At 27.7% G+C, this 14,844-nt stretch carries 13 protein-coding genes; 11 read left to right on the top strand and 2 right to left on the bottom strand.

The genetic code is table 11. The features are described 5' to 3' along the window. Window positions 1-176: 176 nt before the first annotated feature. Entirely contained in the window at window positions 177-1,268 is a 1,092-nt protein-coding gene (locus P4S50_RS17720; RefSeq protein ID WP_277732151.1) for a GerAB/ArcD/ProY family transporter, read from the top strand. A gap of 115 nt (window positions 1,269-1,383) precedes the next feature. On the opposite strand, the gene P4S50_RS17715 is transcribed toward P4S50_RS17720, so the two are convergent. After that, window positions 1,384-1,839, bottom strand: coding sequence for a hypothetical protein (locus tag P4S50_RS17715; RefSeq protein WP_277732150.1), 456 nt, complete (start codon window positions 1,837-1,839; stop codon window positions 1,384-1,386). A 341-nt stretch (window positions 1,840-2,180) separates the two neighbouring features. Here P4S50_RS17715 and rpsD point away from each other — a divergent pair, with 341 nt between their 5' ends. The 8 genes from rpsD (at window position 2,181) to P4S50_RS20170 (ending at window position 10,716) form a co-directional block, all read left to right on the top strand. Continuing rightward, entirely contained in the window at window positions 2,181-2,777 is a 597-nt protein-coding gene (gene rpsD / locus P4S50_RS17710) for a 30S ribosomal protein S4 (RefSeq protein ID WP_277732148.1), read from the top strand. Window positions 2,778-2,857: 80 nt separating this feature from the next. Further along, the gene (locus P4S50_RS17705; RefSeq protein ID WP_277732146.1) at window positions 2,858-4,846 is read left to right on the top strand and encodes a methyl-accepting chemotaxis protein; all 1,989 of its coding nucleotides are present in this window, start codon (window positions 2,858-2,860) and stop codon (window positions 4,844-4,846) included. A 234-nt stretch (window positions 4,847-5,080) separates the two neighbouring features. Further along, complete coding sequence (locus tag P4S50_RS17700; RefSeq protein WP_277732145.1) at window positions 5,081-5,833, top strand: VCBS repeat-containing protein; 753 nt, start codon at window positions 5,081-5,083, stop codon at window positions 5,831-5,833. Between the two features lie 255 nt (window positions 5,834-6,088). Then, entirely contained in the window at window positions 6,089-6,997 is a 909-nt protein-coding gene (locus tag P4S50_RS17695) for an ATP-grasp domain-containing protein (protein WP_277732144.1), read from the top strand. 26 nt (window positions 6,998-7,023) lie between these two features. After that, window positions 7,024-7,524, top strand: a complete 501-nt coding sequence (locus P4S50_RS17690; protein ID WP_277732143.1) for a GNAT family N-acetyltransferase — start codon at window positions 7,024-7,026, stop codon at window positions 7,522-7,524. A 258-nt stretch (window positions 7,525-7,782) separates the two neighbouring features. Then, window positions 7,783-8,487 (top strand): B3/B4 domain-containing protein, encoded by a 705-nt coding sequence (locus P4S50_RS17685; RefSeq protein ID WP_277732142.1) that lies wholly within the window; start codon window positions 7,783-7,785, stop codon window positions 8,485-8,487. A gap of 149 nt (window positions 8,488-8,636) precedes the next feature. Then, a complete protein-coding gene (locus P4S50_RS17680) occupies window positions 8,637-9,383 on the top strand; it encodes a hypothetical protein (RefSeq protein WP_277732141.1) in 747 nt (248 codons plus the stop codon). Window positions 9,384-9,447: 64 nt separating this feature from the next. Further along, window positions 9,448-10,716 carry a hypothetical protein gene (locus tag P4S50_RS20170; RefSeq protein ID WP_331489654.1) on the top strand — a complete coding sequence of 423 codons (1,269 nt, stop codon included), beginning with the start codon at window positions 9,448-9,450 and terminating at the stop codon, window positions 10,714-10,716. 2 nt (window positions 10,717-10,718) lie between these two features. Here P4S50_RS20170 and P4S50_RS17670 read toward each other — a convergent pair whose 3' ends face one another. Beyond that, the gene (locus P4S50_RS17670; RefSeq protein WP_277732140.1) at window positions 10,719-11,675 is read right to left on the bottom strand and encodes a multicopper oxidase family protein; all 957 of its coding nucleotides are present in this window, start codon (window positions 11,673-11,675) and stop codon (window positions 10,719-10,721) included. A 129-nt stretch (window positions 11,676-11,804) separates the two neighbouring features. Here P4S50_RS17670 and P4S50_RS17665 point away from each other — a divergent pair, with 129 nt between their 5' ends. Both P4S50_RS17665 and P4S50_RS17660 read left to right on the top strand, forming a co-directional pair. Further along, window positions 11,805-12,167: a carboxymuconolactone decarboxylase family protein gene (locus P4S50_RS17665; RefSeq protein WP_277732139.1), complete on the top strand. Its 363-nt coding sequence runs from the start codon at window positions 11,805-11,807 to the stop codon at window positions 12,165-12,167. 228 nt (window positions 12,168-12,395) lie between these two features. After that, window positions 12,396-14,831, top strand: coding sequence for an S-layer homology domain-containing protein (locus P4S50_RS17660; protein WP_277732138.1), 2,436 nt, complete (start codon window positions 12,396-12,398; stop codon window positions 14,829-14,831). Window positions 14,832-14,844 lie beyond the last annotated feature (13 nt).

Here is a 14,844-nt window from a genome sequence, read left to right as displayed (position 1 = left end):
CTTTGAACAAGATAATATTATTAGTATACTATCTTTACATTCTGAGTATTTAAAAAGAAAGTTCGGAGGTTAAATTTATTTATTTGAGGAATACTATATAAAATAGTTTATGTTTAGTTGAAACATGATATTGAGAAGTTTAGATATTGATTATCTATAATTCGGAGGAATAAATCGTGAATAAGGAAATTATTTCTGATAAACAAGGAATAGCTCTTATAATTTTATTTATAGTAGGAACATCTTCAATACAGGCATCAGGTTTAGATGCAAAACAAGATTTATGGATAACAGTTATTTTATCAATATTTATGGCACTACCTGTAGTGATTTTATTTGGCAGACTACATGTTATTTTTCCACAGAAAGATTTATTTGATATTATTGAAATTTGTTTTGGAAAGTTTATTGGAAAAATAATTATAATGTTATTTACTTTTTTTTGCTTTGAGACAGGAAGTGAAGTTTTAAGGAATTTCGGTCAATTTGTTAATATAGTTACATTACATGATACACCTTTAGTAATACCAGATACAATTATGATTATTTTATGTATTTGGGCAGTGAAAGAAGGAATTGAATTAACAGGAAGGTGGTCGGAATTTTTTATTTTGATAGTAATTGGTTTTTTATTTGTTTCTGTACTATTATTAATACCTGATATTAATATGAATAATATTTCTCCTACATTATATAATGGAGCAAAACCTGTTATGCAAGGGGCTTTTATAGTATTTTTATTTCCGTTTACGCAAATACTTCCATTTACTATGGCTTTCTCTACTTTTAAAAGAAAAACCTCGCCGTATAAAGTTTATACTGTAGGTTTAATAATTGGAGGAATATTAATATTTGTTATTTCAGTAACTAATATTTTAGTTTTAGGAATAAACCAAGCTTCAATAGTATATCATCCTTCCTATTTTACTACAGGAAGAATAGATATTGGTAATTTTGTACAAAGAGTAGAAGTGATAATAACCACTATATTTTCATTAGGCGCATTTATTAAAATAAGTATATATTTGTTAGGTGCATGCAAAGGAGTTGTTAAAATATTTGGATATGTTGATTATCGCTTCATTGTAATGCCTATTGCGTTATCGATGCTTAACTTATCTTGCTTTATAGTTGATAATATAATGGAATTTTGGGAATGGACTGATGAAGTATGGAAGTATTATGGTCTATTCTTTCAAGTGATTTTACCTATTATTATATGGATTACTTGTGAAATAAAGAAGAACCGGGTTTCAAATTTGATTTAATAAAAACTTCTTTCATTTTAAGTAAAGCACCTAGGTAATATTTGTCCATTTTATAAATATATAATAGTATGATATAAAAAGTTGTTTATATATTTGAATTATAAAAACACCTGTACTAATTAACGAAACTATAATTATCTTTTAAAACAGAATCTGATTTATATTTACTATCTATTTTATTTTGAATAGATAGTATTTTTTTATGTGTAGATTTAATTTTATTGATTGCATCATCAGATAAGCCTGAATCTATATTTGCTGTATTCATATATTTATTTATATCTAATATATCATTTGCTATATTAGATAAATTATCATCATTTTCTAAACTTAGATATAAGTGACTCATTATATATTTGTATTTTATAAGAGAATTTCCTCTTAAATTTCCATATACATCTATTAATGTAATAACTTCAAACAAGGTATCTTGTGTAATATTCAATTTATGAGAATAATTAGATATGATTTCATTTTTTAGATTTACATTAGAGATATATAAATTAATAGAAAATATAGTAGATAAAAATATAAGTAAACATAGTAATGTTAAATTCCTTCTAGTAGTCAATATTATCACCTTTCCTAACAACAGATTATATAAGTAAGACAATATAGACTACGAAAAAGTTTCATATTTTATAGCAAAAGTATAATTGATAATGAATTTCAAAAAAAGTATTTACAATGAAAAATAAGTAGTGTATAATCTAATTGCGAATGAAAATTGATATCAATAAAACTGCACATTATTGATACATACGCATTATCTGTATATTGATGCCATTGATTTACACTCTTGGGCTAACAGTCTCTCTTGGTCTGCACCACTAAGAGAGGCTGTTTTTGTGAAAGTTAAACCAAATATTATCGCGGCTGCAAAGATAATTAAAAATATATGGAGGGAAAGTTATGGCAAAAGATAGAAGACCACGATTTAAACTATGTAGAAGATTTGGGGTTAATTTATATGGACATCCTAAAGCTATGAATCGTGAAGATAAGAATGTTAGAAAAAAGAAGATGTCTGATTATGGATTACAGCTTAATGAAAAGCAAAAACTAAAAGCATACTATGGGGTTTTAGAAAAGCAGTTTTTAAGATATGTTAAAAAAGCTGTTAAATCTCCTGAATTAACAGGTACAGCATTAGCTCAAATGTTAGAATGTAGACTTGATAATATTGTATATAGAATGGGATTTGCATCATCTATCAGGCAAGCAAGACAAATGGTAACTCATAGACATATACTAGTTAATGGTGAAAGAGTGGACAGACCTTCTTATGAGGTAGTTCCAGGGGATGTTATAACTCTTAAAGAAAAATCTAGAAAAAATGAAATGTTTGTAGATAATTTCAATAACTTTAATAGCTTTCAATTAGATTATATAGAATTAGATAAAAATAATTTTAGTGGAAAGCTTACAAAAATACCTGCTAGAGAGAATATACCTATAGAGGTAAGTGATCATCTAGTTGTTGAGTTCTATTCTAAGGTAAAGGCTTAAACAACAAAGAGAGCAAAAATTTATTTTTGCTCTTTTTGTGTAATATAAATTACTAATGGGCTTAGATGGGGAGGAAAAATATGAAACTGGGGATAAAATATAAAATAATAGGAATGTTTGTTATATTGATATCTATACCATTATTAATATTAGGTATTAGCGCATATAGAAGAACTGTAAATATAATAGATAAAGATTTAAATGAACTTTCTAATAGTACTATTTATGGAATACAAACAGCTATAAATGCCTATATAGATGATTTTGATAAGAATTTAAGGATGATTAGCAATAATATAAATGCAAAAAATATTATGCAAGATCCAAAGGCAGAAGGGTTTTTGATAAGTATATTCGAAGATTTCAAAAAATCACATAAAAATGTTAAAGAAGTGTACCTCGCACTTGAGGATAAGAGAATGTATTCGTATCCAAATATAGAAAATGGGAAAACGTTTAATCCTTTGACTAGACCGTGGTACATAAAAGCTAAAAACAATAATTCTATTTCGTGGACTGAACCATATAAAGATACTAATACTAATGATTTAGCTGTAACTATTTCTTCACCTGTATATAATACAAAAAATGAATTTATAGGGGTTATGGCAATAGATATAGATTTAAATAATTTATCTAATATGGTAAACAGCATGAAGATAGGAAATGAAGGATATCCAGTATTAATTTCTTCTGATAAATTTGTAATTACACATAAAAATAAAGAAATAATAGGAAGTAAATTGAATTTAAAAGAACTATGGGAAGCTATAGATAAAAAAAAGGACAAGATATCTTATGAATATGAAGATAATGGAGTATTAAAATCGAAAGTTGCAGCCTTGTCTTATATAAAGTCAAATGGATGGACTATTGTTGGAACTATATCTACAGATGAAATATATAGTAGAGCAAATGATATAATGTATAGAACTTTAATTGTAGGAATGACTTTTTTAATAATAGCTATAATTATAGCTTATATATTTTCTAATTATATAAATAATCAAATAAAAAATATTATATATACTACTCAAAGAATCAAAGAAGGAGATCTAACTATACAATTAAAAACTAAAACTGGAGATGAATTTGAAAAAGTATCTAGTATGTTTAATGATACTGTAAATACATTAGGGAGCTTAATCAAAGATGTAAAAGATGCATCGGATGAAGTTATAAGCTCATCTCAAAATTTAGCGTCAATAGCTGAAGAAACAAGTGCAACATCAGAGCAAGTAGGAGCAACTATTGAGGAAATAGCAAGAGGCGCTACATTCCAATCTGAAGAAGCTGAAAAGGGATATGATTTAGTTGATAATTTATCAATCAAATTTGAGGAGTTAAAAAACAATGCAGATGATATGCTTGTATCAGCTGTAAGTGTAATTAACTCCAATAAAGAAGGGTTAAAGGCTGTAAATGATTTGAAAGATAATACACACAAAAGTATTCATGCAAATGATAAGATAGAAAAAGCTATAGTTGAATTCAATAAAAAATCAAGCGATATAGAAGGAATATTAAATACTATTACATCAATAGCAGAACAAACAAATTTATTGGCTCTTAATGCATCTATAGAAGCAGCTCGTGCAGGTGAATATGGAAGAGGATTTGCAGTTGTGGCTGATGAAATAAGAAAGCTTGCAGAAGAATCAAGAATTGCCACAGACAATATAAAATATATAATAGACATCATACAAAAAGATAGTAAAAATGCTGTAGAGGTTATGGATGAAGTTAAAGATGTGTCTAAAGAACAGATGGGATCAGTAGATAAGGTAAATAGTTCTTTCGAAACGATATTAGAATGTGTTAATGATATAAATTATAAAATAAATTGTATGGGGACTTTTGTAAACAATATAAATGAGGATAAAGATCTGATAGTTGAGTCTATACAGAATATATCTGCTATATCAGAAGAAAATGCGGCATCAACTGAAGAAGTAAGTGCTTCTATGCAACAGCAATCTATGGCTGTAGTAGAAGTAGCTAAGCTTGCAGATAATATGAATATTTTAGCTATGAAATTAACGGATAATATTTCTGTATTTAAAATATAGACAATAAAAGCCATGAGAGAATTAATTTATTAATTTTCTCATGTTTTTTTTATAGGTATGAAATTATATTCTTATAAAATATTTTAAAGAAGATTTTTTATTTTAACTAAATTATATTTTTTATGTTATATTGATTTGGTAAAATTTACGTTTTAAGATACATTTCTTATTGTAAACCTAATTAAGTATTGTGAATATTATATGAATGAAGTGAAATGTTTAAGGGGGTATATAATGTATTTCAATCCTATGTTTTTTCAGCAACCTATGATAAGGAATAATAAAAGCTATATATTAGATTTAAAAAAAGGAGATGTTAATGGAGACAAAGGAGTTGACTATGTATATCTTATAGGAGATAAAGCTGATGCAGATAAAAGTTTGTTTACAGTTAATATAAGAATCAAGATAGTAGATCCCAGAACTGGGAAACAATATACAATTCCTCTTAAAGAAAATGCAGGTTATAATCCAACTATATTTTTAGGAGATTTTACAGGTGATGGAGTAGATAATATTTTTGTAGCTATAGCTTCTGGAGGCAGTGGTGGATATGCTTTTTATTATATTTATTCATTCTTAAAAAATAAACCCAAATTGATGTTTGATTCTGAAGAATTTTATAAGGATAACCCATATGAAGTAAATTATATGAACAATTATAATGTGGAAGTTATAGAAGAAAGTGATCAAGAGAGATATATAATAAATATTGAAGACAGGGGAGATGAGTATTTATCTAAGATATACAATGAAGATGGAACTTTAAAAGAGAGCATTAGTGGATGGGTAAATCCTCTTGGAGGATTATATCCAATAGATTTTAATAGAGATGGAGTATATGGATTATATGCAGAGCAGAGTATAGCTGGAACTTTTAATGCAGATACACTAGGATATGTTCAAACATCTCTTGAATGGAAAGGAAACAGCTTTTTGCCTTTTTTTCAAACTGTTGGGATCGGATCAGAAGAATATAATATATAGAAGGGGATTCCCACCATCTAGTTGTTAACTTCTATTCTAAGGTAAAGGCTTAGATAATAAAGTATAAGAAATATGCATATAAAATTATTAATATCTATTTTTTTATAAAAAAGTCCAATATTTCTAAAAATATTATATAGATAAAAATCATTTTGTTGTATATAATATGTATAGCGAGCATTCTGTAGTATAAGTGTGTATTTTAAAGCTTATTTCAACTGAGTTTGCTATATTAGCATATAGAGGAGAAGATCGATGAAAGGCTGGATTATTTACAGTGAGAATGAAACAGAAATTGTTTCAGAAAGAAATGAAGTAAATAGATTTATTGAGGAGGCTGAAGCTGAAGGAATTGAGCTTAGAGTATTAAAACCCGAGCAAATAGACTTGGTTGTAACTAGCCAAAATAGGAAGAGTATATTGATTGATGGAGAGATAACAACATTACCAGATTTTGTACTTCCAAGAATGGGAGCCGGAACAACATATTTTGCTTTGGCGGTTATTAGGCATTTGGAGAGGCTTGGTGTACCATGTATAAATTCATCTCATCCTATAGAGATAGTAAAGGATAAGTTATATACACAACAGATATTAGCTGAAAATAATTTTCCTTTTCCAAAAACTATGTTGGCTAAGTTTCCAATAAATATAGATTTAATAGAGAAAAATATAGGATTTCCAGCTGTTATAAAAACGTTATCAGGGACTCAAGGTAAAGGTGTATTTTTAACTAACACAAAATCTTCTTTTAAAGATTTAATGCAATTAATAGAGATAACTAATTCTAAGTTGAATATAATAATTCAAGAATTTGTAAAAGATAGTTATGGAAGAGATTTGAGAGTTTTAATAGTTGGAGGACGAGCTATTGCATGTATGGAAAGAACAGCTCCATCTGACGGTTTTAAGTCTAATTTTTCAGATGGAGGAACTGTAAAAGAATATCAATTGACTCCAGAAATAGAATGGTTATCTACAGAAGCGTGTAAAATTACAGGGCTTGAGATAGCAGGGGTGGATTTATTATTTGATGGTGATCACTATAAGATATGTGAAATAAATTCATCTCCTGGGTTTAGAGGAATAGAATCATGCTGTGATATAAATGTAGCTAAGGAAATATTTAAGTATTTAAAAATAAGATTTGGAATATACAATTAAGATTATTGTATTCGAGGAGAATTAATATGATAAAAGTACATGAGATAAATAATTTTAATTCGTTATGTGAAACTTATAATAAAAATGAATTGAGTTCTAAAATAGCTGATTTAGTAAACTCTAATATGATACATGAAAATAAAAGCAATACTTACTCAAAAGATGAGATTGAAAATTTAAGTAAAAATAAAAACATAGAATCTATGGAAAATTTAATAGAAAGATCTTATCTAGTTTATTTGACTAATGAAGAAAATGAAATAATAGGGTGTGGAATGGTAGTAAAACAAGATGGACTCTATTTTGCTAAAACTCTTCATATAAGGCATGACTACAGAGGACTTGGATATGCTCAACAGATATGTGATTTACGTGAGGATTTTCTTAGAAGTATAGGAAAAAACGAAATATATATAGAATCTTTAAAATATCCTAAAACTATAGAATTCCATAAAAAAAGAGGGTTTAAAGAAGCTAGTAATTATAGAGAATTAAAATATACTATACTTATGAAAAAAGATTTATAAAAAATAGATTGATATCAATTTAATTGATATCAATCTATTTTTTTTATAATCAGTAGGAATTTATATTCGTGTTTAAATTGGTGATAAGTATAATTTTGTTACGAATTTCAAAAAAAGTCTACATTAAAAATCTTTATAAATAAAGACTTGTTTATTCTATATGATTTTGAATTAACAAGATAGAATATCTTTAATTATATTAATTTGGTAAAATTTATGTTATTATATTTAAAAATTAACAAACTAGGGGGATTTGCTGTGAAATTTAAAGTTCATAAGGATGTATTTGATAAAATTCATGATGCCTGCTTTGGGGGAGTAGTAGCATATGATGTGGATAATAGGGGAGAGAATTGTGATATTGAAAAAATTTTAAGGAATGAAATGGATAACTTAAAAATAAGGCTTAATGGATATAACATAAAGGAATATGAGAGTATAATTCCATATAGAAATGCATTTAAAGACTTAGGAATTAATCCTAATAAGTATATGAGTTCCATAGAAGCCATGGCAAAGAGGGTATCAAAAGGAAGTAAGCTACCATTTATAAATCCAGTAGTTAATTTAGTGAATTCTTTATCTTTAAAATATATATTGCCTATGGGGGCACATGATATGGATGATTTAAAAGATGAAATAGTCATTAGGTTTTCAAAAGAAGGAGATACATTTATTCCACTTGGAAGTAATGAAGTAGAAGATGTTGAAGCTGGGGAATTAGTATACTCTGATAGAGATAGAATAAGAACTCGTAGATGGATATGGAGACAAAGCGCTAAAGGAAGTATAACTGAGGATAGTAAAAACATATTTTTCCCTATAGATGGATTTGAATCCAAGAATAAGGTAAAAGTAATAAAAGCTATGAATGAGTTAGAAGAACTTTTAGTTAAGTATTTTGACTGTGAAACTAAGAAATTTTTTGTTGATAAAGATAATAGAGAGGTAGAAATATATTAAGACCATTTAAAATTTAAGAATTACAATTACAAAATACCGCTTATGTATTAGATATATCTAATACATAAGCGGTATTTTTATACCTTATCTTCAACGATTAGAATACACTTGCATAATATATTTAAAAAAGTTAATAGGGGTTGTTTTAAATGGTATATAGAGATTATTTGGTTAATATAGTTAAGTGTTTCTTGCCTTATATGGCAGAGGTATCGACTCTTAGAAATAATAAGAAAGCAGTAATTCTTGCAGATATAGATGGATATGGATTTAATGAGATAGTAGCAGCTTATAAATGGCAAGGAGAAAACTATATAGTAGTACTAAAGAGAGTATATAATGGTTGGTGTATTATAGGAAATGTAAAGGGCTCGGGGTATGACATAACCGAACTAATTGCAGCACGTGTTACAAACACAGCTAAAGACGATATTATAGTTGGATGGCAAGTTGGATCAATATGGTCTGAGCTTTATATATATAAATATACCAATAAAGGGCTTATTAATATATCACCTAGCGAAATATATTATAGCAAGATAGATATTGAGGATATGAAAGGTGAAGGTGGAAGAGTAGAAATTGCAATATGGATTCATGATACAGGAGAGGCTTACAAAGTAAAGGTTTTAAGATGGTGTGATAATGGTTTAATAGAGGCTATAGATGTATATCCATATTATTTTAAAAAAGTAGTGAAATACTATAAAGAAAAAACAAAAGAAGTTCCACTATCTCCGGTACATTTATATTATTTAGCTGATGCTCAATTTAAGTCAGGTGAATATGAAGATGCACTTAGTTCTATAAATAGACTACTTCAATTTGAATATCCTTATCCTTCAAAAGAAAAAGCTATTCAATTAAAAGATGAAATACAGAAAAGAATATATTAGTGTAAACCTAATTAAGCATTTCGCATATTATATGAATACAGTGAAATGTTTAAGGGGTGATATAATGTATTTCAATCCTATGTTTTTTCAACAACATATGAGAAAAAACAATAAAAAAAGTTATATATTGGATTTTGAAAGAGGAGACGTTAATGGAGATAAAGTAGTTGATAATGTATATCTAATAGGAGATAAGCCTTTTGGAGATAGCAGTCCGTTTAGAGATAATATACGAATAAAGATAGTGGATGGAAAAACAGGTCATCAATATATAATTCCGCTTAAAGAGGATGCAGGGTATAATCCGACTATATTTTTAGGTGATTTTACTAATGATGGAGTAGATAATATTTTTGTAGCCATAGATTCTGGAGGCAGTGGTGGATATGCTTTTTATTATATATATTCATTTTTAAGAAATAAACCTAAGCTTATATTTGATTTTGAAAAATTCAATAAAGATAATCAGTATGAAGTAAATTATATGGATTATTACGAAGTAGAGGTAATAGAAGAGAGCGATAAAGAAAGATATATAATAAATATTGAATATAAGGGAGATAAGTACTTATCTGAGATATACAATGAAGATGGAACATTAAAAGAAAGTATTAGTGGATGGGTAAATCCTCTTGGAGGATTATATCCAATAGATTTTAATAGAGATGGAGTATATGAATTATATGCACAGCAGAGAATAGCTGGAAGATATAATGCAGATGGACTTGGTTATGTTCAAACATCTCTTAAATGGAATGGTAGCAGTTTTTCACCGTTTTTCCAAACTGTTGGGATCTTTGGATCAGAAAAAGAAGATGAAACTAAGATTGTTTGTGGATCGGATTTTTCAGATGTAAAATATATTTATTCTGAGAATATTAAAGATGAAAAGCTTGAAGAAGCTATTATAGATTTATATAAACTAGAACCATCAGACAATACAAGATACTATTATAATAGAATAGATTTTGATTCTGATGGGGTTCCTGAAGTATTTGTATATTTAGTAGGTTCAGCTACATGTGGGACTGGAGGATGTAGTGCAGCCATATTCAAAGAGTTAAATGGAGATTATGAGGTTATTTCACAATTTACATTAGTAAATACACCTGTAATAGTAAGTGATACAAAGACTAATGGATACAATGATTTGATAATGTATGTATCTGGTGGAGGAATTAAGCCATTCTGCGCTGTTATGAAACATGATGGTACTAATTATCCTCAAAACCCTTCAACACAACCTAAACTAGAAGAAGGAACTAAGGTTACAGGAACTGGAATAATAAATGATGAAATAAATCCAAATACAGGAATACCAATAGGGTTTTGATATCAAAACCCTATATTTTTTTTGTAAAAGCATTTTGCATATTCTTGATATTTTTTACTATCGAATCCTTTATATACAACGGCAGTTGCCATGCCTCCAAATGGAAGAGTTTTATTATTGCTAACATGGTGAGGGAAGTGACAGTGAAGAGGCCAGATACCTGGATTATTTGCGTAAAATTCTATATCCCATGTAGATCCAGATTCAATTAATATAGTGTTTTTAAGTAGTCTATTTTCTTTTTTTATGGTATTGCCATCTGATGCACTTATTAGAAATTGATGTCCATGAAAGTGTATAGGGTGGTTTGCTATCCCGATATTGCCAAATCTTATCCTTACATTATCTTCATTTTCAATTAAAAGCCTACTAGTATAAGGAAAACATCTACCATTCATAGTGAAGAAATTTGCATCCATTGAGAAAGGGTTGATATCATAGACTCCTTTTTTTAAAGAAAAAGGATCTATATTCTTAAGTGTATGCGAGCCAAGCATGATGAAAAAATCTCTTTGAATATCTTCTTTTTTTTCATCAGGATTAAGGATTATAAATGCTCCTTCAAGTCCCATCATATCCTGAACTATAGTATAAAAATGAGAATGATACATGTGAGTTCCTGGTGGGTTTGTTATTTTAAATCTATAATCAAAATAACATCCAGGGTTTATTTTAGGAGATGGTTCAACTGCTGGAACTCCATCCATATTATTTGGAATATCAAGACCATGCCAATGAACACTAGTAGGTTGTGGAAGTTGGTTGTATACTCTTATGCAGACTTCATCATCAGGATATACAAATATAGTAGGACCTGGGGTTGATCCATTATAACCCCAAGCATTTATATAAATACCTGGCAGTATCTCTCTTCGTATAGGTTGTGCTACAAGTTCAAAGTATTTAACATTACCTTTTTTTATATAGTTTAATACGGGAACATCAGGTGTTATAACCATATCGACACCTCCATTAATATTAATTCTATAAACTATATGATTGAATGGTAGAATCTATACTTACATTAGCAATTTATGATATTTATTATAAAAAAATGGGTATCATATGAATAAAAAGGAGGGATTTTTATGGATAGGAAGAAATTGCAAGAGGAATTTAAAGAAGAAATAGGTTTTATACCACCTGGGGTTATGGTATCTAATAGTTTTGGAGAAAGCTTTCAAGAGATAATATCGAGTTATCACCATGAGATTTGGCGTGATGGAGTTATACCTCTTAAATATAGATATTTAATTGCTTTGGCTACATCTGTATTTGAAGAAAATGAAACTAGAGGAAAATTAGAAATGAATAAAGCTATCAAGTACGGAGCAACAAGAGAAGAGATATTAGAAGTATTAAAGCAACAAGTTTGGATGAAAGGTGCTCCTACTTTAGTAAAAATAGCTCCTCTTGTTAAATATATGGATAGTAAATTTGAAAATAAATAGTATAATATACGCAAAATTTTAGCAATCTAAAATGAAAAATAAATAGATCAAAAAATACCGCCCATATGATAAAGAGTTATCATATGGGCGGTATTTTTTTGATCAATAGAAAACTTTTGATAATCAATGACAATTGAGAATTATTATTGACACTTATACCAAAATAAGGTATTATGTTGAATTGGAAGAAATGATTATTATTATCAATTAATAGAAGGGGGAGATTAAATGCACGTTAATTTAAAGAGAAAAATTCTGTGTATATTTGTAATTTCAGTATTTGCATTTAGTAATTTAATCGTATCATATGGTCAAACATCTAATACAGATACTAATTCTGGAGCATCTAAAAAAGAATCTACATCAAATTCTAAATCACAGACTACAAAAAATATTAAAAAGACAACTACTAAAACAGCACAAAAGAAATCATATCAAACAAATAATAATAAGCTTAATGATAAATCTGAAATAAAAAAAGTCCAAGTTAAGCAATCTGAAACTAAAGTACCTACTAAAGAAGAGGTTTTGGAATATGAAAAAAAACATTGGGCAAAAAATGATCTTAATAAATTTAAAGATAAAAATATAATAAATGGATATAGTGATGATACATTAAAACCTGATAAACACATATCAAGAGCAGAGTTTATAACTATGGTAAATAGAATATTCAATCTTCAAAATAAATCACAGAATACATTTGAAGATGTAGATGATAGCTCTTGGTATGCATCAGAGATACTTAAGGCAAAGGAAAAGGGTTATTTAAATGGATATGAGATAAATGGTAAGTTTTATGCAAATCCTAATAAAGATATAACAAAAGAGGAAGCAGCTACAATAGTTGCAAACGTTTTTCAGATGAAAAACGAATCAACTAATTTAGATTTTAAAGATAAAAATAATATATCTGAATTTGCAAAAAACAGTATAAGTGCTTTATATGAAAATAAATACATAAACGGATATTCAGATAAAACTTTTAGACCTAAAAATAAAATTACTAGAGCTGAAGCAGTTACTATGCTTTCAAGAACTTCTGGAGTTATAGTAAATAAACCTGAGGATATAAAAAATTTAGATATAAATTCAAATATTATAATAAATACAAAAGATGTAAATCTAGATAATCTAAAAGTAAGTGGAAATATATACATAACACAAGGGGTAGGAAATGGAGAAGTTACAATAAGCAATTCTGAAATAAATAAAAGACTTTTCATTGAAGGTGGAGGAAAAAACAGCATACATTTAGACAATGTAAAAGCTAAAAATTTAACTGTTAATAATAAAAAAGAAAATGTGAGAGTCGTTCTTACGGGAAATACAAAAATTGAAAATGTAGAAATTATGACAGATTCTAAATTAGAACTATCTAAGGATGCTGTTGTAGAAAAGCTTCAAATAAATGAGAAAGTCAAAAATATTAAAATAGACAATCTTGGAGAGATAAAGAAAACAAAAGTTGAATCAAAAGAAGTAAAAATAAACGATAAAAAAGTTTCACGTGGCGATAGTGTAAAGATAAGTAAGAAAAAAGTAGAAACTAAGACTACAGATACTAAGTCTTCAGCATCTAAATCAAGCAGTAAAGGAAAAAGTCATAAGTCAGGTGGTGGAAGCTCTACATCTAGTAATAGCAATGATACAAGCAGTAAAAATAATACAGATAACAATAATAGTAAAAATAATACGGGTAATAACAATAATACAAACAACAATAATACAAATAAAAATAATCAAGAACAAAGTAAAACTATAATAAATACAGATAAAACTCGAATTATGGAAATAGAAGGAGTTTTATATGCTGTAGTAGTTTTAAATAAGGGTAGTGTGAATGATTATAGTTTCTTCATAGATGATAAAGCGGTTGATATGAAAAAGGTCAATACTTCTGGAACTATAATTAAGTCAGAAGTTACAAAAAGAGATATAAAAACTGTAAAGCTTAAAAATTCTTCAGATGAGGAAATATTTAAATTTGGAGAAGGTGTAGCTGAAGAAGTAGCTAAAGAAAATTTAATTATCGATGATTTATTATTTGATACTACTAATTTTAAAGAGTCTAATTCTAATGATGGAAGTATATCAAATAAAATTAAAATAACTATAAAAGATGAAAAAAATATAAAGTTCAAATCAGATATAAATGGATATATAGATGCTGTATCTGGTGCAAGTGATTGTAGCAAAACTACAGATGGATTAAGACTTAAATTACATAGAATAGATGATAAAAATATAGAGATTGAAGCTACTGGTAATGCTCTGAATCATACATCTTCAAATACAGAACCGATACCTTTTGTATTTTTCAAAGATTTATTTGAGAATATAGTGGATGATTTTGGTGGAGTAGAAAAACACCTTCATTTAAATTTTATAAATGAACCTATAATTGATGAAAATAACTATAAATTTATAGACAAAGATAGAACTGAGATTATGGAGATAGAAGGAGTTTTATATGCAGTTCTTACTTTGAAAACTGGAACATTAGATGACTATGAAATATTTATAAATAATAATAAGCTGAGCATGCAAAAGGTAAATACAGCTGGAAGTGTGCTTAAACACGAGCTAGACAATAGAAATGCTATAGAGATTAAAGTGAAAAAAGGTGAAATAGAAGAGAAATTTAATTTAAATAAAAACTAAAAAATGAAAGGAG

Origin of the sequence: Tepidibacter hydrothermalis (assembly GCF_029542625.1) — a bacterium.
GTDB classification, from domain to species: Bacteria; Bacillota; Clostridia; order Peptostreptococcales; family Peptostreptococcaceae; genus Tepidibacter_A; species Tepidibacter_A hydrothermalis.
The sequence above is the reverse complement of the archived record's forward strand: the minus strand, read 5'-3'. Positions and strand labels throughout refer to the sequence as shown.

Excerpts from the sequence above, each read along its gene's own strand:
- rpsD (WP_277732148.1), top strand. The coding sequence starts at position 2,181 with ATGGCAAAAGATAGAAGACCACGATTTAAACTATGTAGAAGATTTGGG.
- P4S50_RS17705 (WP_277732146.1), top strand. The coding sequence starts at position 2,858 with ATGAAACTGGGGATAAAATATAAAATAATAGGAATGTTTGTTATATTG.
- P4S50_RS17700 (WP_277732145.1), top strand. The coding sequence starts at position 5,081 with ATGTATTTCAATCCTATGTTTTTTCAGCAACCTATGATAAGGAATAAT.
- P4S50_RS17695 (WP_277732144.1), top strand. The coding sequence starts at position 6,089 with ATGAAAGGCTGGATTATTTACAGTGAGAATGAAACAGAAATTGTTTCA.
- P4S50_RS17690 (WP_277732143.1), top strand. The coding sequence starts at position 7,024 with ATGATAAAAGTACATGAGATAAATAATTTTAATTCGTTATGTGAAACT.
- P4S50_RS17680 (WP_277732141.1), top strand. The coding sequence starts at position 8,637 with ATGGTATATAGAGATTATTTGGTTAATATAGTTAAGTGTTTCTTGCCT.
- P4S50_RS20170 (WP_331489654.1), top strand. The coding sequence starts at position 9,448 with ATGTATTTCAATCCTATGTTTTTTCAACAACATATGAGAAAAAACAAT.
- P4S50_RS17670 (WP_277732140.1), bottom strand. The coding sequence starts at position 11,675 with ATGGTTATAACACCTGATGTTCCCGTATTAAACTATATAAAAAAAGGT.
- P4S50_RS17665 (WP_277732139.1), top strand. The coding sequence starts at position 11,805 with ATGGATAGGAAGAAATTGCAAGAGGAATTTAAAGAAGAAATAGGTTTT.
- P4S50_RS17660 (WP_277732138.1), top strand. The coding sequence starts at position 12,396 with ATGCACGTTAATTTAAAGAGAAAAATTCTGTGTATATTTGTAATTTCA.